We start from the raw sequence: 19,433 nt of genomic DNA, 5'->3' as shown, positions 1-19,433 counted from the left end.
TCCCTTCCCTTAGCTAGGACTGTGTAGGCCGTTTATATGGCTTTGCCCGGGTTCAGAAGTCCTTGCGGATCGAACACATTACGGATCGACTGCTGAAGTTCCAGCGAAACAGTGCCCAGCTCGTCTTCAAGCCAGTCTCGCTTGAGCAGGCCGACGCCGTGTTCACCCGTGAGTGTGCCGCCAAGGCGCTGGGCAAGGTAGAACATGTCGCCGAGGGCCTTCTTGGCGGGTCCTTCGGTGATGGATTCGTCGGGTTCGACGACGATCATCGGGTGAAGGTTGCCGTCGGCCGCGTGGGCCACATTGAAGATTCGCACCCCGGTCTTGCGGGAGATGTCTTCCAGCCCCGCGAAGACATCTGCCAGCCGATTCCTCGGAACACCAATGTCACAGATCGAGACCCGGCCAAGTTGTTCCAGCGACGGGATCGCTTCCCTTCGTGTGGCTACCAGCGCATCCGCGGCTGCGGCGTCAACAGCCTTCTCAACGTGGCTGGCGAAAGGCTCGATGGCTTGGAGGAGGACATCTTGTTCCAGGAACGCCCCGTATCCGTCGGTTTGTGCCAGCAGGAATGCGCCGCCCTTTGAGCGATGATCGGTGCCGTGCGCTGCGTCCACAGCTTCCAGTGTGGGGCCATCCATGAGTTCCAGCACCGAGGGCTGCAGCCGGGCTGCGATGATGGCAGATGCAGCCAGTGCGGCGGCGTCGACATCCGGGAAATAGGCGGCGACGGTAGCGGTTTGGATGGGCCGGGGCCGGAGGCGCAGGGTGGCTTCCACAACGACGCCAAGCGTTCCTTCAGAACCGATCATCAGGGCGTTCAGGTCATACCCGGTAACGCCCTTAATGGTGTTCCTTCCCGTGCGCAGCACCCGGCCGTCGGGCAGGACAACTTGGAGGGCCAGGACGGATTCCCGGGTAACGCCGTATTTTGCGCACCACATTCCGCCGGCGTTGGTGGCGATATTCCCGCCGATGGAACAAATTGCCGTACTCGCGGGATCCGGTGCATAGAAAAGGCCGTGAGCCCCTGCTGCGGCATTCACTTCGGCGTTGAGGACGCCAGGTTCCACCACCGCCAGCTGCTCCACCGGGTCGATGTGGAGGATCTTGTTCATCCGGGCCAGGTCAAGGACCACTTCGCCCGCATGGGCTGAAGCTCCCGCCGCCAGTCCTGTCCCGGCACCGCGGGGAACCACCGGAACGTTGTGCGCCGCCGCGAGTTTCATGGTGGTAACCACTTCCTCCGTGCTGGTGGCGTACACGACGCCGTCCGGAAGGCTGGGCGGGATGTAGCCGGATCGGTCCGTGCTGACCCGGACACGTTCGTCCAGATCAGTCGACGAGTGTGCGCTGGCGTTCAGGAGAGCCGAGGACGCTGTGAGTGCTGTTGTTGTGCTCATGGAAAGGAACCTCTTTGTTTCTTGGGTCTAGGGATAGGACGAAACCGAATCCCAGTGCGACGTTCGTTTTTGATGATGCGAGGTTTAGGGAACCATCCAGCCCAGCACCGGAGTTGATTGCAGCAGGACCAGGACGATCATTACGGCCAGGAGCGCAAGGCTCCAGCCCAGAAGCTTCCGGAACAGGGTGCTTTCGGCTCCTTCAAGGCCTACGGCAGCCGAGGCTACTGCCAGGTTTTGCAGGGACAGCATCTTGCCCATCACGCCGGCGGAGGAGTTTGCTGCCGCCATGAGTACCGGAGGCAGGCCTGTTTGTTCGGCTGCGGCAACCTGGAGCTGGCCGAACAGGGAGTTGGAGGAGGTGTCGGAGCCGGTGAGCGCGACTCCGATCCAGCCGATCACCGGGGAGAGCACAGCAAAGAAGCCTCCGGCCGAGGCCAGTGCCAGACCGAGGGACGTTGTCTGTCCGGACAGGTTCATGACGAAGGACAGGGCAAGGACGGCCGTCACGGTGATAATTGTCCAGCGCAATTGTTTGAGGGTTTCCCAGTAAATTCGGAGTCCACTGATTGCCGGGATGCGGTACAGGACCATGGTGATGATGCCAGAGATCAGCAAAAGCGTACCGGTGGCCTTAAGGTGGTCGAACTTGAACTTCTGCGCGGCAACATGCTTCCCGTCTGCATCGACAACGTCCAGGCCCGGCCATGCAAAGCTCACGCTTCCCACCACGCTCAGCCAGTTCTTCACCAGAGGAATCTGGGCGACGGAAAAGATAGCCATGATAATCAGATATGGCGCCACGGCCATCCAAATTTCCCGTGCTGCGGGCCGCTGTACGTTGGCCGGCGTCATGACTCGCGTGGTCGCTGCTGCGGAAACGGCCTCAGTAACGGAGGCGGAGGCCGGCTCCCGCTCTGAGCCGTAGCGGCGAGCCGAGGCCTGACGGGACTGTGCCGGGCCGGATGACAACTCTTCTCCAGGCTCACCTGAATCGCTGCCTTGCCCGGACATCTCGATGATCTCCCGGGGCTGCCAGAAACGAAGCATCAGCAGCACTGCGGCCACGGTGGCGACAGCGGCCACAACGTCAGTCAGTTCGACGGCAAAGTAGTTGGACGTGATGAACTGGACGGTGCCGAATACTGCGCCGGCCACCAGCGCCACTGGCCAGGTCTGCTTCAGGCCGCGCTTGCCGTCCACGATGAAGACGAGCAGCAGCGGCACGATGAGGGCGATGAAGGGTGTCTGCCGTCCCGCCATCGAGGACAGGTCGTGCAAGGGCAGGCCGGTGACGCCATTCAGGGCGATGATGGGAGCAGCCATGGCACCGAAGGCCACCGGGGCAGTGTTGGCAAGGAGCGAGACAACGGCGGACTTGAGCGGCTTCATGCCCGCGGCCATCAGCATCGCCGCGGTGATCGCCACCGGTGCGCCGAATCCGGCCAGGGACTCCAATAGCGCACCGAAGCAGAACGCGATCAGGATGGAGAGGATCCGCAGGTCATTGGAAATCGACCTGATGGTTCTGCCAAGGGCATCGAACCACGGAGTGGCCACGGTGAGCTTGTAGACCCACAGGGCGTTCACCAGGATCCACAGAATTGGAAACAGGCCGTAAAAGGCGCCGGCGGCAGTGGCGCTAAGAGCCTGATCCAAGGGCATCTGCCAAACCAGGGTGGCCAAGACAATCGATAGCAGCAAACTTGTCAGGGCAGCTTTTGCCGCTTTTACACGGAAGACACCCAACAAGACAAACAGAAGAATCAACGGCAACGCCGCACACAAGGCGGATAGACCAAGCGAACCCCAGAGGGGATCCACGACTTGCTGGTAAGTGCTCACAAAAGACTCCTTTGTATTTGGAGCGAGGAAGGAGGGGAATACGTGGCGCATAGGACTGAACGCGTCAATTCACGGGGCAGGTTTTCCGACGACTTCTGATCCCGAGCTCGAATAGCAAGCGTGCATTTCCATCATACGAAAAAAATATTCTGCTTTATGGATTGACTTTACGTATCGGTCTGACCACTAGTCAATGGTCTTGCGAGGAAAAATTTACTCTGCCCCTTGAGCGTTGACAGGCATCGCTGCGCTCGTTAGGTTCTACTTGTTGAAATATTATTTCCGCTATGCGGAATAGCTTAGATGGGCGAAAACATGTCAAACCGAATAGAAATTAACGGCCTTAGCGTCGCCGAAGAGCTCCATGCCTTTGTCCGGGACGAGGCGTTGCCGGGTACGGGGATCGAGGAAGAGGCTTTTTGGAGCGGCGCCGCGGCGCTAATCGGGGAGTTCTCGCCGCAGGTGCGCGACCTGCTGAGTGTCCGTGACCGGCTGCAGCAGCAGATTGACGAGTTCCACCGTTTGAACGGTCCGGGGGACCCGGAGGTCTACGAGGAGTTCCTGCGATCGATCGGTTACTTGGCCGATGAGCCTGCGGATTTCACTATTACGACTAACCAGGTCGATCCCGAAATCGCCACGATCTCCGGACCCCAGCTAGTCGTGCCGCTGCTGAATGCACGCTTTGCGGTCAACGCGGCCAACGCACGCTGGGGCTCGCTGTACGATGCCTTGTACGGCACCGACGTCATCGACGAAGCGGAGGGACGTGAGCGAACGGGCGCATACAACCCGGTCCGGGGCACCGCCGTCGTCGCCCGCGGGCGACAGTTCCTGGACGAGCACGCGCCATTGGCGGCCGGCTCGCATGCGAATGTCACCGCCTACCGTATCGCGGACGGCCTCCTCGTCGCCGAGACCCCGAACGGCCCCATAGGGCTGGCCAAGCCCGACCAGCTCCGCGGCTATCAGGGCGCCGCGGATGAGCCGGAATCCGTACTGCTCGTCCATCATGGCCTGCACGTGGAGATCCAGATCGACTTCACCCATCTCATCGGCTCGGGCGACCCAGCCGGCGTAAAAGACATCGTGCTGGAATCCGCGATCACTACAATAATGGACCTCGAAGACTCGGTGGCGGCCGTCGACGCCGAGGACAAGGTGGTCGGCTACCGCAACTGGCTGCAGCTGATGCAGGGCACTCTAACCGCCGAGGTCGCCAAGGGCGGGAGGACCTATACCCGACGGCTGAACCCCGACCGCCTCTACACCGCACCTGACGGATCCGAACTGGCCCTTTCAGGCCGCTCGCTACTGCTCATCCGCCAAGTCGGCCACCTCATGACAAGTGACGCCGTGCTTGATACAGCCGGTGAGCCGGTGCCGGAAGAGATCCTCGACGCCCTGTTTACAGGCCTCGGCTCCGTGCACGACCTGCGGGGTCCGAACACCCGGCACAATTCGCGGACAGGCTCCGTGTACATCGTGAAGCCAAAGATGCACGGACCTCGCGAAGTAGCCATGGCCTGCGCTCTACTCGCGGGCACCGAATCCGTGCTGCGCCTTGACCCGCTCACTCTCAAGATCGGAATCATGGACGAGGAGCGCCGCACCTCGGCCAACCTCAAGGCGTGCATCTGGGAGGCACGCGATCGGGTGGTATTCATCAACACCGGATTCCTGGACCGCACCGGCGACGAGATCCACACCTCGATGCTCGCGGCGCCCATGGTACGCAAGGCTGACATGCGCACCTCCAGCTGGATTACCGCCTACGAGGACGCCAACGTCGACATTGGACTGGAGTGCGGATTCCGCGGACGGGCCCAGATCGGCAAGGGCATGTGGGCGGCACCGGACAACCTCGCGGACATGCTCGCCCAGAAGATCGCGCACCCGCTCGCCGGCGCCAACTGCGCCTGGGTTCCCTCGCCGACCGCCGCGACCCTGCACGCCATCCACTACCACCACGTCGACGTGGACGCCCGACAGGCCGAGCTCGGCGGGGCACGCCGGTCTACCTTGCGGCAGCTGCTCACCATCCCTGTCGGGGACCCCTCAGCCTGGGATGCTGATGCTCGACGCAACGAACTGGACAACAATATCCAGAGCACCTTGGGGTACGTCGTGCGCTGGGTGAACGCAGGCATCGGATGCTCCAAGGTTCCCGACATTGACAGCGTGGCGCTCATGGAGGATCGGGCCACCTGCCGCATCAGCTCGCAGCATGTCTCCAACTGGCTCCGGCACGGCGTTGTCACCACAGAACAGGTGGAAGAGTCGCTGCGCAGCATGGCCACGGTCGTCGATGAGCAGAATGCCTCGGATCCGGACTACCTGCCCATGTCCCCCGCGTTCGACACCGAGGCGTTCCTAGCCGCCCGCGAGCTCGTACTTGACGGCGCCGCGCAGCCGTCCGGATACACCGAACCCGTTCTACACCGGCACCGCGCTACGCAGAAACACATCGACGACCTTGCCAGGAGCACCTCATGAGCATCAACCTAGCCACTGCCCAGTCCATCACCGCCGAGGCCCTCGCAACGGGTCAGCAGAACGGCTTCAAACCGCTGACCGTCGTTGTGCTCGACGAAGGAGGCCACGTCATCGCCGTCGTGCGTCAGGACGGAGCTTCGAATAACCGCTTCGAAATTGCCCATGGCAAGGCCTATGGGGCCCTGGCTCTCGGGATGGGCTCGCGAGCACTCATGGAACGTGCCGAGCAGCAGCCCTACTTCATCGCCGCTGCGACCGCAGCTCTCGCCGGCCGCCTGATTCCGGTGCCCGGTGGCGTCCTCATACAGGGTGAAGACGGGAGGGTCAAGGGTGCCGTCGGCATCAGCGGGGACAGCTCCGACAACGACGAGACAGCTGCGGCGACGGCGATCAAGGCGGCCGGTCTGACGGCGCAGGTAGCCTGACCGCCCAAGTGATCTGACCCCGCCGGGCGCACGCTCAGTCCGCGTGAGCCCGGCGGCTCCTAGCACCTTGGATTCACTCGCTGGTCGAACGTCCTGACCAACGCTGCCAGCCTTGCGACCCGCTTCCAAGGGGCAGGAGTACGCACGGTGCCCGCTTGAATATCGACAGGCGCAGAGTTGCCCAAAGTATGGTTCAGCCTCTGGGGGTTGCTTGCTCAAGGAAGGGGCCTTCTGACGCGCCCTCCGTCACAGGTGATATTTGTCCCTGACATGGACCTGCCGATCGCCAGCCTCACAAGTGGCGCCGCTGGGCAGCCTGCCATGGCCCGATAGGAGTCTGACAAGCGTCTCATCAATGAGCTGGCCAGGGGCCCCGCCCGGTGCGCTCAGAACTGAAAAGGAAGGTGCGCTGGGAATCATCATGGAACGCAACGAACCAAACGTGCAAGTCGGGACCGGTACCCATGACCCATGCAGAAACCCACCTATTGTCATTATCGATCGACACTTTCTCGTCCACTCGCCGACCGGGAATTTGCCGCGACTTCGGGTGGATACCGCAAGACAATCGCATTTATCCGCGCCAAAGGAAACGCTCTCGGCCGTCGCCGTTGAATGCAAGGGCAGCTACGGCGCCGCACTCTACTTCGCACCTGCAGAAGTCACGTCGGCACGACGCCATGATTAGGTGCCGGAGATACAGGAACTGGGCCGCTGCCCTTCGATAGGTTGGTTCGGTAAGGCCGTCCACGCAAACCGACTCATTGGAGAAGACGTGAAAGCGATTGTGTTCGAAGAGACAGGCTCGTCCGCAGTGCTGAAGCTTCAGGACAAGCCGTTGATTGATCCAGGCGCGGGTGAGGTCCGCGTCCGGGTCGTCGTCTCCGGGGTGAATCCCACTGACTGGAAGGCCCGAGCAGGCGGAGGAAGCACCAAGCTGGAAGCACCAAAGGTTCCTAACCAGGACGGTGCCGGCGTAATCGACGAGATCGGATCCGGAGTGACAGGATTCAGCATCGGGGACCGCGTCTGGCTCTGGGACGTCGCCTGGGGCGGCAATGAAGGCACCGCGCAGGAGTATGCGGTTGTACCGGCGGTCAAAGCAGTGGCACTTCCGGGTACCGAATCCTTCGACACAGGGGCATCCATCGGTATCCCCGCCCTGACAGCGCACCGGGCGCTGACCTCGGCCGAGGACGGCCCCGCCAGACTCTCACCCGGAGCCCTGTCGGGACGAACCGTACTCGTCACCGGCGGCGCAGGCGCAGTGGGACACGCGGCCATTCAGCTCGCAGAATGGGCTGGAGCAACAGTCATTACGACCGTCAGCGGAGACCGGAAAGCTGAGCTCGCACGTCTCGCCGGAGCCCATTTAGTTATCAACTACCGGACGGACGGCGTCGTCGCTGCCGTCCGCCAAGCCGCCCCAGACGGAGTCGACACCATCGTCGATGTTAACGTTCCAGCCAATATCGACTCCGACGTACGGGTGCTCAAGCCAAACGGAACCATTGCCATCTACGCGGCGAATCTCGGGGAATCAGTGACCGTTCCCATCCGTGAAAGCATGACGAAGAACGTCCGCTACCAGTTCATCCTTACTTACACCGTTACGGACGAGCAGAAACAGCACGCCGTGGCCGCCGTCTCCGAGGCGCTAAAGGCCGGCGCGTTGCGCGTTGGTGAAGAACACGGCCTGCCGCTGACCCGCTTCCCGCTCCAAGCGACGGCCGCGGCACATGACGCCGTGGAGCATGGCACCATCGGTAAGGTGCTCATCGACGTCGCACCGACATCCTGAGCTCTCCCCTATGGCCTTCCGACTCGCCGGGGCCGGAGGGCCGGCGTCGCCTTCCGCGAACCCCTTAAACCTCCGCCACAGGAGCCGCGAACTGCGCCTCATACAGCCGCGCATAAGCCCCGCCGGCCGCCAGCAACGAAGCGTGCGTCCCCTGCTCCACGATCTGCCCGGCCTCCATCACAAGGATGAGGTCGGCGTCGCGGATCGTGGACAGTCGGTGCGCAATCACAAAGCTCGTCCGGTCGCTCCGCAGCGCACTCATCGCCTTCTGCACCAGCACCTCGGTCCGGGTGTCCACGGAAGAAGTCGCCTCGTCCAGGATCAGCACAGACGGCCGGGCCAGGAACGCCCGGGCAATCGTCAGCAGCTGCTTCTCCCCCGCGGACACGTTTCCGCCCTCGTCCTCCAGCACGGTGTCGTAACCCTCCGGCAGGGAGTGCACGAACCGGTCCACGTACGTCGCCTTCGCCGCCTCCAGAATCTCGGCCTCCGACGCCGAGGGCCGGCCATACGCAATGTTGTCCCGGATCGTCCCGCCGAACAGCCATGTGTCCTGCAGCACCATGCCCATCCGCGAGCGCAGCTCGCGCCGGGAGACCGAGGTGATGTCCACGCCGTCGAGCGTTATCCGGCCCGCATCAATCTCGTAGAACCGCATCATCAGGTTCACCAGCGTCGTCTTCCCGGCCCCCGTGGGGCCGACGATCGCCACGGTCTGCCCCGGCTCCGCCACCAACGAAAGGTTAGAGATCAGCGGCTTGTCCGGTGAATAGGAGAACGAGACGTTCTCGAACACCAGCCGCCCGCGCCCGCCGGCAGGAACAGAACCGGCCGCTTCCGGCGACTCCTCCGGCTCATCCAGCAACGAGAACACCCGCTCGGCCGACGCTACCCCGGACTGCAGCAGGTTGGCCATGGACCCCAGCTGCGCCAGCGGCTGCGTGAACTGCCGCGAGTACTGGATGAATGCCTGCACATCGCCCAGCTGCATCGCCCCGGACGCCACCTGCAGGCCGCCCACCACGGCGATCCCCACGTACACCAGGTTCCCGATGAACGTCATGGCCGGCATGATCAGGCCGGAAATGAACTGCGCGCCGAAGCTCGCCTCATACAGCTCCGCGTTCTTCTGCCGGAACCGCTCCCCCACCTCCTGCTGCCGGCCGAACACCTTCACCAGCGCATGCCCGGTGTAGGTCTCCTCGATCTGGCCGTTGAGCTCGCCGGTGTGCTTCCACTGCGCCACGAACAGCTTCTGCGAGCGCTTGGCGATCACCGCCGTCGTCACCAGCGTCAGCGGAATGGTCACCAGCGCAATGATCGCCAGCGTGGGCGAGAGCAGGAACATCATCAGCAGCACGCCCGCCACGGTCAGCAGCGACATCACCGCCTGGCTGATGGTCTGCTGCAGGCTTTGGGAGATGTTGTCGACGTCGTTCGTCACCCGGCTGAGCAGTTCGCCGCGCTGGATTGAATCGAAATACCGCAGCGGCAGCCGGTTGATCTTCGCCTCGATCCGCTCGCGCAGCCGGAACACCGTCCGCTGCACCACCCCGTTGAGCACGTACGCCTGCACCCACATGAACGCGGACGCCAGCACATACAGCACCAGCGCCCACAGCAGCACATTGGCCAGCGCCGTGAAGTCGATCCCCGTCCCGGGCGTCAGCGCCATGGCACTGAGCATGTCCGCCTTCTGGTTCTCCCCCGCGGCCCGCAGCTGCGCAATCAGTTGCGCCTTGGTCATCCCCGCCGGGAGCTGCTTGGACACGACGCCGGCGAAGATGATGTTGGTGCCCTCGCCCAGCAGCCGCGGGCCGATCACGGACAACGTCACCCCGGCGACGCTCAGCGCGATCACCAGCACCAGCCACAGGCGCTCCGGCCGCAGAGTTCCCAGCAGCCGCCTGGCCGACGGCCAGAAGTTCATCGCCTTCTCCGCAGGGATGTTCATCCCCGCGAACGGTCCCCCGCGTCCCGGACCCATGGGCGGACGCGGCGGGCGTACGACGGCGGTGCTCCCGGTTTCCGGGGCCGGTCCCGGCCGGGTGGGGGTGCTTCGCCCGCTCATACCGCCTCCTCCGCTGCCAGCTGCGAGGACACGATCTCGCGGTACGTTTCCGACGTCTCGAGCAGCTCATCGTGCGTTCCGTGCCCCACGATCCTGCCGTCGTCGAGCACCAGGATCTGGTCCGCGTCGGCAATGCTGGACACCCGCTGGGCGATGATCACCAAGGTGGCGCCGGAGGTGTTGTGCTTGAGCGCCTGTCTCAGCCGGGCGTCAGTGGCGGTGTCCAGCGAAGAGAACGAGTCGTCGAAGATGTAGAGCTCGGGCTGTTTCACCAGCGCCCGGGCGATCGCGATCCGCTGCCGCTGCCCGCCGGACACGTTGGTGCCGCCCTGCGAGATGGGCGCATCCAGCCCGCCCTCCATCTCCCTGACGAAGTCCTGCGCCTGCGCGGTGGTGAGTGCCCGCCACATCTCATCCTCGGTGGCATCGGGCTTGCCGTAGAGCAGGTTGCTGCGCACCGTGCCGGAGAACAGGTACGGCCGCTGCGGCACCAGGCCGATGTGCCCCCACAGCTGGTCCGGGTGCAGCTCGCGGACGTCCACGCCGTCGAACTTCACCGACCCGCTGGTGGCATCGGAAAGCCGCGGCAGCAGGTTCACCAGCGTGGTCTTGCCGGACCCGGTGCTGCCGATGATCGCCGTCGTCTGCCCCGAACGGGCAGTGAAACTGATCCCGGACAGAACCGGCTGCTCGGCACCCGGGTAGGCAAACCCGACGTCGTGCATCTCCATCTCGCCGCTGCCCGCACCGCCCCGGCCGGCGGCAGCGGTGACCGGATGCTCCGGCGGCCGCACGCTCGACTCCGTTGTAAGCACCTCGCCGATCCGGTCCGCCGAAACCGCCGCGCGCGGGATCATCACCGCCATAAACGTGGCCATCATGACGGACATCAGGATCTGCAGCAGGTAGCTGAGGAAGGCGATCAGCGTGCCCACCTGCATGGAACCGTCCTCGATCCGGAACGAGCCGAACCAGATCACCGCCACGCTGGAGACGTTCAGCACCAGCATCACCACGGGAAACGCGAGCGCCATCAGCCGGCCGGCCCGCAGCGCGGTGTCCGTGACGTCCTCGTTGGCGCGGGCAAACCGGGCGGTCTCGATGTCCTCCCGCACGAACGCCCGCACCACCCGGATGCCGGTGAGCTGCTCGCGGAGCACCCGGTTGACGGTGTCGATCCGCACCTGCATCTTCCGGAACAGCGGCACCATGCGGGTGATGATGAGCGCGACGGCGACCAGCAGCACCGGGACGCTGACGGCGATCAGCCAGGACAGCTGCGCATCCTGCCGGACCGCCATGATCACCCCGCCGATGCTGAGCATGGGTGCAGCCACCATCATCGTGGCGGACATCAGCACCAGCTGCTGGACCTGCTGGACGTCGTTGGTGGAGCGGGTGATCAGGCTCGGCGCCCCGAACCGCGTGACCTCCTGCTCGGAGAACTCCCCCACCCGGGTGAAGATCGCCCCGCGGAGATCCCGGCCCAGCGCCATGGCCGCCTTCGCCCCGAAATACACAGCCACCACCGCGCAGGCGATCTGCAACAGGGTGATGAACAGCATGAGGCTGCCCACGCGGAGGATATACCCGGTATCCCCCTTGGCCACGCCTTCATCGATGATGTCCGCGTTCAGCGTGGGCAGGTACAGGGACGCAATGGACTGCGCCAGCTGGAAAATCACGACGGCGATCAGCAGCCGCCGCTGCGGTCGCAGGTACTCAACGAGCAGTTTCCAGAGCATCCGGACTCCACTTCACGCCGCGAGGGTTCCTTCCGGAGCCCGCGCAATCAGATTCGAAGGCCAGTTTACGACCGGAAGCTGCGAGCGGGCCGGGTTCCTCTCAGGGCGAAGCGTGTCACGTGCGATTCATGGCCGGTGGCCGGGAAGCCCCTTCCGTGTACTGCCGGGCCGTGCCATCGTTGCAGCATGCAAACGGTTTATGAGGCTGCCGGCGGCGCCGGCTTCTTCCTGACGCTGGCCAACGCCTGGCATGCCCGTGTCATAGCCGACGACGTGGTCAGCCATGCGTTCAGCCACGGGTTCCACCCCGAGCACAGCCAGCGGCTCGCCGCGTATTGGGCGGAGGCTTTGGGCGGGCCGCCGAGCTATTCGGCCTCGTACGGCGACGAGACATCGGTGGTGCGGATCCACAGCGGCAACGGGCCTCACGAGGAGATGGACCGCAGGGCCATCGCCTGCTTCGACCAGGCACTGACCGACGTGGGGCTCACCGGAGACAACACCCTCCGCAAGGTGCTGCACGACTACTTCGCGTGGGCGACGACCACCACGATGTCCCTGTACGAGCGGTCCGCGGACGACGTGCCCGACGGGCTCCGCATCCCGCAATGGTCCTGGGACGGGCTGGTGGGGCAGGACTGAACAAGGCCACTTTCCGGAATTGGCTATGGTGCCGCGGCACGGCGGCCCCCTACGGTTGGTTGCTATGACCAGCATGACCACCGCAGTAAACGAATATCCCTTCTCCCAGGTTGACGTCTTTGCCCCGGGGCCCAAGGCAGGCAACCCGGTCGCCGTCGTACATCAATCCCATGGCCTGTCCACCGAACAGATGCAAAGCTTCGCTAACTGGACCAACCTCTCGGAGACCACGTTCCTCCTGGAGCCGTCGCACCCCGAGGCGGACTACAGGCTGCGTATTTTCACGCCCGCCGCCGAACTGCCGTTCGCCGGGCACCCCACCCTGGGCTCGGCGCACGCGTGGCTGGAAAACGGCGGGCAGCCCCGCCGTGACGGCGAACTGGTGCAGGAATGCGAGGCGGGGCTCGTGAAAATCCGCCGCTCGGGCACGGACCTCGCCTTTGCGGCGCCGCTCCTGGTCCGCTCGGGTCCGGTTGAACCGGCGGTGCTGGAACAGGCCCTCGCCAGCCTGGGCATCGATGCCAGCGAAGTCCTGGGCAGCAACTGGGTGGACAACGGCCCGGGCTGGCTGGGGATCCGGCTGCAATCAGCGGAAACAGTGCTCCGGCTGGAGCCCGATTTCGCCTTGATGGACCAGCTCTGTGTCGGCGTCATCGGCAGCTACCGGGAGGGTGGACCTGCCGACTTTGAAGTCCGGGCGTTCGTTCCCGGCTTGAGCGTTCCCGAGGACCCCGTAACCGGCAGCCTCAACGCCGGACTGGCGCAATGGCTCCTGGGCGAGGGCGTGGTGGACGGCGGCTACACCGTCCAGCAAGGCACTGTCCTGGGACGCGGCGGCCTGCTGACTGTCACGGTGGACGATGACGGCATCTGGATCGGCGGGGTCAGCCGCTCCGTGGTGAGCGGCAGGGTGTCGCTGTAGGCGCCGCCGCGTTTCCTCGGGCCGCCGCCCCGCCGCCGCCCCGGCCGTGGCCCCGCGTCAGCGGCCCGTGCTGCTCATGTGCGCCCGCTCCCGCTCAGGGTGCAGGGCGTGGGCTCCCCGGGCCTGGAACGCATGGGTGCCGCTGTGGACCTGTGCCGGCTGCGTGGGCCTGAACCGGTGGGATGGTTCGCTCCGGCGGCTGGTGCTCAAATCATGGATCAGGCCGGTCCCGGCAATCTCGCGAACACGGTAGATCCCGGCGGCGGCGCTCCGCTTCGTCGGGAATTTTACTGAAATCGCCACGAGGTCCCCGGACTTGTCCAGCAGCCTAAACCTGTATCCGCCGCCGGGCGCGCTTATCAATTCGAAGTGTCCGGACATCGTCGTCAGCCTCCGCTCGTCTGCTTCATCGCCTAGGCTTCCAGCTTACTTTCGGCCCCGCGCGTCTGTCAGCCCGCAGCTGGCCAGCGGCCGTCCGGCGGGGCAGCTATTCGTCTCCGGGCAGGTCCGTCTGCTCATCCGGCCCCTGCCTGCTGTGCGTGTCGTGGTCCTCGTCGGCGTCCTGGCCCGATTCAGGCTCAGATTCCTGACCGGACTCCGGACGGCGGTCTGCAAGGTCGGGGTTATCAGAATACGGTGCATACAGGCGGGGTACGGTCTCGATGAGTTCGTTGGCAGCCATCGCCAGCAGGTCCCGCTGGATCGTCGGCAGGGAGAGCAACCCCTGCAGATACGCTTCAACTTCGTATTCGCCCACGCCGCCGCCGATGCTGAAATAGTTCAACCAGAGTTCCCCGGGCGTGACGTCAGACGCTTTCAGGGCCGCCCGGAGCTTCCGCCGTTGCTCGGGTTCGTTCAGGTCGAAGCCCATAGTGGCGCCTCTAGTTCCTGCCGGCCTGTAACGCGGCAATGATTTCCGCGCCGGCCTCGGCGAGGGTGGTCCTGCGCTGCCTGGCATGGTGCATCAGGTCCTCCAAAGCACGCTCGTACCCGGCCCCGTGCCGCTGCATCAGGATCCCGCAGGCCCGGTTCACCACGTCCCTGCTCTCCAGGGCTGCATGCAGCTCCTCGCTGATCTGCTGCGGCAATTCGTTGGCTTGCACGTGGGAAAGCAGGGTCGCGGCCGGGGCGGCGAACAGCTCCAGCAGCCGTGTCGTGGCCGTGGTGTAGGCGGACGGAAGCGCAGCGTAAACCTTGATGGCGCCAATGCATTCCTTGTTCGCGCCGAGGGCTGCACTCACCACCGATCGGACGGGAAGCCCCCTCACCGCCTCACTCCAGCGTGGCCAGCGACTGTCCGTTCGGATATCGTCCACGAGTATGGTTTCCTCCGCGGCCCACGCCGTGAGGCACGGCCCTTCCCCGAGCTCGTACTGCAGTGCATCCGCCTCATCAACCACCCTGTCGGTTGATCCGTGACTGGTCCGGCGGCCCTGCGGGTCCAGGACGGACACCCCCGCACCGATGGTGCCAGGTACGGAGTCCTTGATGGCCCTCGCCAGGAGTTCGACGGCGGTGCTGACTTTTTCCTCGGTCAGAAGCAGCCGGCGGATCCTGCCGATCGCGCCGGACAGCTCATCCAGTGGAAGTTTCTTTGCCATGGATTGTCCTCCGGCCAGTCACCGGACAATCGGAGGGGGAGACCGTCCGGAGAAATCGTGTGCGCGTAGCGCCTCCTACCCCAGACAATACGCCTGCCCGGCGCCGCGGAACATGCCCCGGCCCACGGTGCACAGGAACAGCCGGCCGGGCCGATGCGCGGGTATGACGTCGGCTATTCGCGGGTGATAGGGAGTTTCTTGCCCTTTGGCTCGGACAACTCTTGTTCCGGAACGGGTGTGCGTACTTCGAGGACGCCGTCCTTGTAAGTCGCCTTGATGTCTTCCTCTTTTACGTCCGGCGGCAGAGGGAGGGAGCGGAAGAATGAGCCGTAGCGGAACTCCGACCGGTAGCTGCCCTTTTCCTTCTCCTCCGTCTCTTCCCGGCGTTCGGCGCGGATCTGCAGGGAACCGTTAACAACAGAGACGTCGATGTCTTTGTCCGGATCCAGCCCCGGCGCTTCGGCCCGGACGACGAGGGTGTTGCCGTCGAGGTACTCCTCGACGCGGATCGGCATCGGCTGGTTGCCTTGCTGGAAGACCCTGTCCATGGCGTCCATCATTTCGGACGGGGACCGGCGGAGCAGATCGAACGGGCTGCTGCGGAATGTATCCAGCCAGCGGTTGGTATGGAACGGTGACCACCTGAACAGATCAGACATGACGACGGTACCTCCCGTGCGTTGCGGTGTAATGCCCGAAGCGGGCTGACACTTCAAGTACACGCCTGCGCCCATGGGCCGGGCAGGGGCAAAAGACCTGCCTTGCGCGGCGGGCTCTTGTGCGGTGGCCCCCCGTGCGGTGGCGACGCCTTGCGGGGATGGATCTACTGCGGGGTCAGCCGGTAGCCCACTCCCCGCACGGTCTGCACCCACCGCGGCGAACGTGGACTGTCACCCAGCCGCTTACGCAGGTTGCCCATGTGCACTTCCAGCACGCGTTCGTCCCGGGCCGTCACGGCAGACCCGGGAACGGGGGCTTCGTGCCGCAAATGCCGGGCCAGGTCCGCCTTGGTCAGCACCGCCCCCTTGTTTTGAAGCAGTACGCGGAGCAGTTCGAACTGGGTGCGGGTGAGATCAATGGCTTGTCCGTCCGCCGATACTGCACGGGTGCTGTCCATCAGGGCAAGGCCGCGGTGTTCAAAATCCCACCCGGTTCCGGCCTCGGGTTCCTCGGCCGCGGCAACGTCGCGGGGAGCGGCGGCAGCGGGAGCGGTCAGTTCCGCGCCTACAGGCTTGGCGACGAAGTGTCCTGCCGCGCATTGCGCAGCTTCCACCAGCGCGTGACGCCTGGGCCGGCGCAGCAAGGCAGCGATCCTTGCCCGGAGCTCGCGCGGACGGAACGGCTTGGCCAGATAATCGTCAGCACCGGCTTCGAGGCCCAGCAACGCATCGGCTTCGTTCGCCAGGGCGCCGACCAGGATCACGTAGGCATGGCTGAAGGTACGGATCCGGCGGGAGGCTTCGATGCCGTCAAAGTCGGGAAGCCCGAGCTCCACGGTGACCAGGACCGGATCATGCCGCCGCACGGCAGCCACTCCCTCGGCACCGGACGCCGCGGCCACCACTTCGAACCCGGACTGGACCAGCAGCTCCTCCAGCGATGCCCTGCTACGACCGTCGCCGTCAATAACCACAGCTATGCCGCGCGTAACCATCAAACCCCCAAGAAATTCTCGTGCGTATTCAGCTTTAGTAACTATCACCAATTCCTCAACAACGAATTGCGGAAAAATTGTGCATTTATTGAGTAATGTAAAAATAAATATCGCGGGCCCTCTATTGCCAACCAATCCGCACTGAATGATGATCATCTTGTGCTCACTGGGGGCGCGGCGCTGCGGTGTTCGGCGCAAATGTAGGGGGCGTTAAATGGTTTCCTTGAGGTCTCGCGTCGCAAAAGCGGTTTGGCTAAACAGGCCGGTGGCAATGCTGGCAGCTGCCAGCCTGGTCATGTTGTCCGCAACAACGTCGGCGCAGGCCGCCGACACCACCCCCATGGACCCGAACCCCGGGCCCGTCGGCAGCTTTGCCTGGAAGGGGTTCAACTGGGAAAAACGGTTCTGGGCCGGTGCGCCGCAGTACAACAAGGCCTTCGACGCGGCGAACGTCAGCAATCCCGACGCCGGCGGATACGTCACGCTGTCCCTCACCAACCCGACAGGCAGCGCTCCTGTCGGGGCTGAGTTCCAGTCCACCCGGCAGGGATTCGGCTACGGCACGTACAGCACCACGGTGGCGAAAGATGTAAGCACCCTCCAGAAGGAAGTGGTGTGGGGATGCCTGTTTACCTATGATCCCCTGGCGACTCCCGGCTACAACGAGATCGATCTGTGCGAGGCATCCGCCTGGGGCGGAGGCGCAAGCTACGGGGAGTCCTGGCCCGTGACCCAGGCCCACGGCTACTGGTTCGATGCCACCAAGCCGCCGGGGCAGGGCAACAACACGGTCGTCTTCAACACGACGAATGACCTGGTCCTCACCCACAAAATGGTCTGGGAACCCGGAAAGCTCACGTTCGAAACCTTCGCCGGCGAGGGGTCCGGAGGCACCCTGCTCAAACGCACGGTCCTGCAGGGAACAACCGTCCCCGTGCCGGCCAAAGAAGCCATCCACTTCAACCTTTGGGTCACAGGCGGGGGTGGCGGCGACCCCGAACATGTGAAACCGGAGTCCGTGGTGATCCGAGACTTCTCGTTCACGCCGGCTGCCACCACAACTCCAGCCGCCGGCTCACCCATCAAACTCACCGCGGCCAACAGCAAGGTCAAAGGCGTCAATTCCACCACGCTGAAGTGGACCGGGGCCACCGGGTCCAGCGTCACACTCTGGATGAACGGCACCCCGAAGACCGTCCCCAACACGGGAAGCTACGTGAACAAGTTCAAGGGCGGTACAACCACAAGCTACAAGGTTTGCGATGCTGCTGCCTGTTCCGAGGCCGTCAGCGTGGTCACCTGAGCCGGACACGAACGGGTGGCCCGGATTCGTCGCGAATCCGGGCCGCCCGCCCCATAAGGCTGAAGTTATTTGGCCCGAACCGGCACGATGCGTTTGACGGCCAGACCGAGCGCCACGAGCGCGAAGGCTGCCAGGGCGAACCAGAAGAGGTCACCGGCCCCGGTTGCCGCGAGGGTTCCGGCCCCGACACCGGCCGCTGCGGGAGCTGCTGGATTGCTGTACATAGTGTTACCAAGCTTTCTTTTTGTTGAGTGCTGCATCCACGTAGGCCTTCGCGTGGACCACCTGAAGGAACAGGTCGATCAGAAGTTCGTACATCGTTGCGGCCGCCAGCATGTACTTCCAGCCACGCAGCCGCACGGTCACTACCCGTTCGATCACGAAGACACCGGTCACGGCCATCCAGAAGGGCTGAATGTGCAGCCCTTCTCCCGTGCCCAGTGCAAAAGCCACCGTTCCGAAGTAGGCCAACGACACCAGGATGCCTGTCACGGAGAGGGCCTGCCTGCCCCAGTACGGCCGGGTGACCCTGGTCCAGCCGTACTGGACACAGTTCTCCACCGCTCCCCGCTTCCACCTCAGCCGCTGGGCCCAGAGTTCGCGCCAAGTGGGCATGATCTCCGTGACCAGCGTGCAGTCAGCCGGCGATTTGATGCGGTAGTTCAGGGTCAGCAGGGCGAAGGACAACTCGTTGTCCTCGGTCAGAACGGAGGTGTCGTAAACGCCCGCCCTGCCGTTGCCGGGAGGCAGGGTGCCATCACGCCGGGCCTCGATAACGTCCACCAGGGTGCGGACCCGGAACAGCGCGGCCGTTCCCGTAACCACCAGGCATTTGCCGTGCAGCCGCTTCACATCCCGCGCGTACCGTGCGTACTCGTTCCGCTGCAGGTGGCCCACGAAGCCGCCGCCCTTCGCACCGCGGAAGACGCCTCCCACGGCTCCCAGCCGCCTGTCGGCGCTCAGATGGGCGGTTGCCCGCTCGAGGAAGTCACGGCTCAGCTGCGAATCCGCGTCCTGGACGAGGATCATGTCTTCCGGTCGCGCGCCGGGAAGCAGTCCCTCCAGCGCGAAATTCAAGGCACCCGCCTTCTTGTCCGTGTTTCCGACAGTGCGGATGACCTCCGCGCCAAGCGCAAGGGCAATATCCTCTGTGGCATCAGTGCAGTTGTCAGCAACAACCAGCACCCTGTCCGGCGGGAGAGTCTGCGATTTAAGGGATTCAAGCGTGTCAGAAATACCTGCGGCTTCATTATGCGCAGGAATAAGGACTGTTATCACAGAAGTCCGGCACCCGCGGTTCCAGGCTCAGAATTCGAATAGTCACACACTGGCTTGTTGCTCCAACCCGAATTAGTCAATTTGTTTGTTGACTAGAGTTTTTCAACTGGAACGCAAGCAGCAGGAAAATATTCGACAAGGAATCCGCAATCTTCCGTCAGGAAAGTTATTTCTCAACGGAACCTCAATTCCAGCAGTCACGCGACCCGTTAAAACAGGAAGTCGGGGTGCTGTCCTGGGACAGCAC

General features: G+C 64.0%; 17 protein-coding genes. 6 read left to right on the top strand and 11 right to left on the bottom strand.

Going from position 1 to position 19,433, the window contains the following annotated elements:
• Window positions 1–32 precede the first annotated feature (32 nt).
• A complete protein-coding gene (locus AC07YR_RS19140; RefSeq protein WP_494734901.1) occupies window positions 33–1,403 on the bottom strand; it encodes an FAD-binding oxidoreductase in 1,371 nt (456 codons plus the stop codon).
• Between the two features lie 84 nt (window positions 1,404–1,487).
• The gene (locus AC07YR_RS19135; RefSeq protein WP_494734900.1) at window positions 1,488–3,299 is read right to left on the bottom strand and encodes an L-lactate permease; all 1,812 of its coding nucleotides are present in this window, start codon (window positions 3,297–3,299) and stop codon (window positions 1,488–1,490) included.
• Window positions 3,300–3,563: 264 nt separating this feature from the next.
• Here AC07YR_RS19135 and AC07YR_RS19130 point away from each other — a divergent pair, with 264 nt between their 5' ends.
• The 3 genes from AC07YR_RS19130 to AC07YR_RS19120 all read left to right on the top strand — a co-directional run bounded on the left by AC07YR_RS19130 (window position 3,564) and on the right by AC07YR_RS19120 (window position 7,970).
• Complete coding sequence (locus tag AC07YR_RS19130; protein WP_494734899.1) at window positions 3,564–5,744, top strand: malate synthase G; 2,181 nt, start codon at window positions 3,564–3,566, stop codon at window positions 5,742–5,744.
• Window positions 5,741–6,169, top strand: a complete 429-nt coding sequence (locus AC07YR_RS19125; protein WP_494734898.1) for a GlcG/HbpS family heme-binding protein — start codon at window positions 5,741–5,743, stop codon at window positions 6,167–6,169. Before AC07YR_RS19130 ends, AC07YR_RS19125 begins: the two co-directional genes overlap by 4 nt.
• Before the next feature lie 775 nt (window positions 6,170–6,944).
• Window positions 6,945–7,970, top strand: coding sequence for an NADPH:quinone reductase (locus tag AC07YR_RS19120; protein ID WP_494734897.1), 1,026 nt, complete (start codon window positions 6,945–6,947; stop codon window positions 7,968–7,970).
• A 64-nt stretch (window positions 7,971–8,034) separates the two neighbouring features.
• Here the strand turns inward: AC07YR_RS19120 and AC07YR_RS19115 are convergent, their stop codons facing one another.
• Together AC07YR_RS19115 and AC07YR_RS19110 are read right to left on the bottom strand one after the other, a co-directional pair.
• Entirely contained in the window at window positions 8,035–10,041 is a 2,007-nt protein-coding gene (locus AC07YR_RS19115; protein WP_494734896.1) for an ABC transporter ATP-binding protein, read from the bottom strand.
• The gene (locus tag AC07YR_RS19110; RefSeq protein ID WP_494734895.1) at window positions 10,038–11,786 is read right to left on the bottom strand and encodes an ABC transporter ATP-binding protein; all 1,749 of its coding nucleotides are present in this window, start codon (window positions 11,784–11,786) and stop codon (window positions 10,038–10,040) included. Before AC07YR_RS19110 ends, AC07YR_RS19115 begins: the two co-directional genes overlap by 4 nt.
• 186 nt (window positions 11,787–11,972) lie before the next feature.
• Between AC07YR_RS19110 and AC07YR_RS19105 the strand changes: the two genes are divergently transcribed.
• Together AC07YR_RS19105 and AC07YR_RS19100 are read left to right on the top strand one after the other, a co-directional pair.
• Complete coding sequence (locus AC07YR_RS19105) at window positions 11,973–12,428, top strand: group II truncated hemoglobin (protein ID WP_494734894.1); 456 nt, start codon at window positions 11,973–11,975, stop codon at window positions 12,426–12,428.
• Window positions 12,429–12,501: 73 nt separating this feature from the next.
• Window positions 12,502–13,350 (top strand): PhzF family phenazine biosynthesis protein, encoded by an 849-nt coding sequence (locus AC07YR_RS19100; RefSeq protein WP_494734893.1) that lies wholly within the window; start codon window positions 12,502–12,504, stop codon window positions 13,348–13,350.
• A 57-nt stretch (window positions 13,351–13,407) separates the two neighbouring features.
• Here the strand turns inward: AC07YR_RS19100 and AC07YR_RS19095 are convergent, their stop codons facing one another.
• The 5 genes from AC07YR_RS19095 to AC07YR_RS19075 all read right to left on the bottom strand — a co-directional run bounded on the left by AC07YR_RS19095 (window position 13,408) and on the right by AC07YR_RS19075 (window position 16,605).
• Window positions 13,408–13,731, bottom strand: a complete 324-nt coding sequence (locus tag AC07YR_RS19095; protein ID WP_494734892.1) for a YegP family protein — start codon at window positions 13,729–13,731, stop codon at window positions 13,408–13,410.
• A gap of 106 nt (window positions 13,732–13,837) precedes the next feature.
• Complete coding sequence (locus AC07YR_RS19090) at window positions 13,838–14,221, bottom strand: hypothetical protein (RefSeq protein WP_494734891.1); 384 nt, start codon at window positions 14,219–14,221, stop codon at window positions 13,838–13,840.
• Window positions 14,222–14,231: 10 nt separating this feature from the next.
• Window positions 14,232–14,951, bottom strand: coding sequence for a GAF and ANTAR domain-containing protein (locus AC07YR_RS19085; protein ID WP_494734890.1), 720 nt, complete (start codon window positions 14,949–14,951; stop codon window positions 14,232–14,234).
• Between the two features lie 173 nt (window positions 14,952–15,124).
• Window positions 15,125–15,610, bottom strand: coding sequence for an Hsp20/alpha crystallin family protein (locus tag AC07YR_RS19080; protein ID WP_082506706.1), 486 nt, complete (start codon window positions 15,608–15,610; stop codon window positions 15,125–15,127).
• 164 nt (window positions 15,611–15,774) lie between these two features.
• Window positions 15,775–16,605, bottom strand: a complete 831-nt coding sequence (locus AC07YR_RS19075) for a response regulator transcription factor (protein WP_494734889.1) — start codon at window positions 16,603–16,605, stop codon at window positions 15,775–15,777.
• Between the two features lie 271 nt (window positions 16,606–16,876).
• On the opposite strand from AC07YR_RS19075, the gene AC07YR_RS19070 reads away from it, so the two are divergent.
• Window positions 16,877–17,908, top strand: coding sequence for a LamG domain-containing protein (locus AC07YR_RS19070; RefSeq protein WP_494734888.1), 1,032 nt, complete (start codon window positions 16,877–16,879; stop codon window positions 17,906–17,908).
• A gap of 65 nt (window positions 17,909–17,973) precedes the next feature.
• On the opposite strand, the gene AC07YR_RS19065 is transcribed toward AC07YR_RS19070, so the two are convergent.
• Together AC07YR_RS19065 and AC07YR_RS19060 are read right to left on the bottom strand one after the other, a co-directional pair.
• On the bottom strand, window positions 17,974–18,132 hold the full coding sequence (locus tag AC07YR_RS19065; protein ID WP_200939301.1) for a hypothetical protein: 159 nt from the start codon (window positions 18,130–18,132) through the stop codon (window positions 17,974–17,976).
• A 4-nt stretch (window positions 18,133–18,136) separates the two neighbouring features.
• Window positions 18,137–19,186: a glycosyltransferase family 2 protein gene (locus tag AC07YR_RS19060; protein WP_436058811.1), complete on the bottom strand. Its 1,050-nt coding sequence runs from the start codon at window positions 19,184–19,186 to the stop codon at window positions 18,137–18,139.
• Window positions 19,187–19,433 lie beyond the last annotated feature (247 nt).

This window comes from Arthrobacter sp. GW460-12-1-14-TSB2 (assembly GCF_059423525.1).
The sequence above is the reverse complement of the archived record's forward strand: the minus strand, read 5'-3'. Positions and strand labels throughout refer to the sequence as shown.

Excerpts from the sequence above, each read along its gene's own strand:
- AC07YR_RS19130 (WP_494734899.1), top strand. The coding sequence starts at position 3,564 with ATGTCAAACCGAATAGAAATTAACGGCCTTAGCGTCGCCGAAGAGCTC.
- AC07YR_RS19115 (WP_494734896.1), bottom strand. The coding sequence starts at position 10,041 with ATGAGCGGGCGAAGCACCCCCACCCGGCCGGGACCGGCCCCGGAAACC.
- AC07YR_RS19100 (WP_494734893.1), top strand. The coding sequence starts at position 12,502 with ATGACCACCGCAGTAAACGAATATCCCTTCTCCCAGGTTGACGTCTTT.
- AC07YR_RS19110 (WP_494734895.1), bottom strand. The coding sequence starts at position 11,786 with ATGCTCTGGAAACTGCTCGTTGAGTACCTGCGACCGCAGCGGCGGCTG.
- AC07YR_RS19125 (WP_494734898.1), top strand. The coding sequence starts at position 5,741 with ATGAGCATCAACCTAGCCACTGCCCAGTCCATCACCGCCGAGGCCCTC.
- AC07YR_RS19095 (WP_494734892.1), bottom strand. The coding sequence starts at position 13,731 with ATGTCCGGACACTTCGAATTGATAAGCGCGCCCGGCGGCGGATACAGG.
- AC07YR_RS19105 (WP_494734894.1), top strand. The coding sequence starts at position 11,973 with ATGCAAACGGTTTATGAGGCTGCCGGCGGCGCCGGCTTCTTCCTGACG.
- AC07YR_RS19080 (WP_082506706.1), bottom strand. The coding sequence starts at position 15,610 with ATGTCTGATCTGTTCAGGTGGTCACCGTTCCATACCAACCGCTGGCTG.
- AC07YR_RS19085 (WP_494734890.1), bottom strand. The coding sequence starts at position 14,951 with ATGGCAAAGAAACTTCCACTGGATGAGCTGTCCGGCGCGATCGGCAGG.
- AC07YR_RS19075 (WP_494734889.1), bottom strand. The coding sequence starts at position 16,605 with ATGGTTACGCGCGGCATAGCTGTGGTTATTGACGGCGACGGTCGTAGC.
- AC07YR_RS19135 (WP_494734900.1), bottom strand. The coding sequence starts at position 3,299 with ATGCGCCACGTATTCCCCTCCTTCCTCGCTCCAAATACAAAGGAGTCT.
- AC07YR_RS19140 (WP_494734901.1), bottom strand. The coding sequence starts at position 1,403 with ATGAGCACAACAACAGCACTCACAGCGTCCTCGGCTCTCCTGAACGCC.
- AC07YR_RS19065 (WP_200939301.1), bottom strand. The coding sequence starts at position 18,132 with ATGTACAGCAATCCAGCAGCTCCCGCAGCGGCCGGTGTCGGGGCCGGA.
- AC07YR_RS19070 (WP_494734888.1), top strand. The coding sequence starts at position 16,877 with ATGCTGGCAGCTGCCAGCCTGGTCATGTTGTCCGCAACAACGTCGGCG.
- AC07YR_RS19090 (WP_494734891.1), bottom strand. The coding sequence starts at position 14,221 with ATGGGCTTCGACCTGAACGAACCCGAGCAACGGCGGAAGCTCCGGGCG.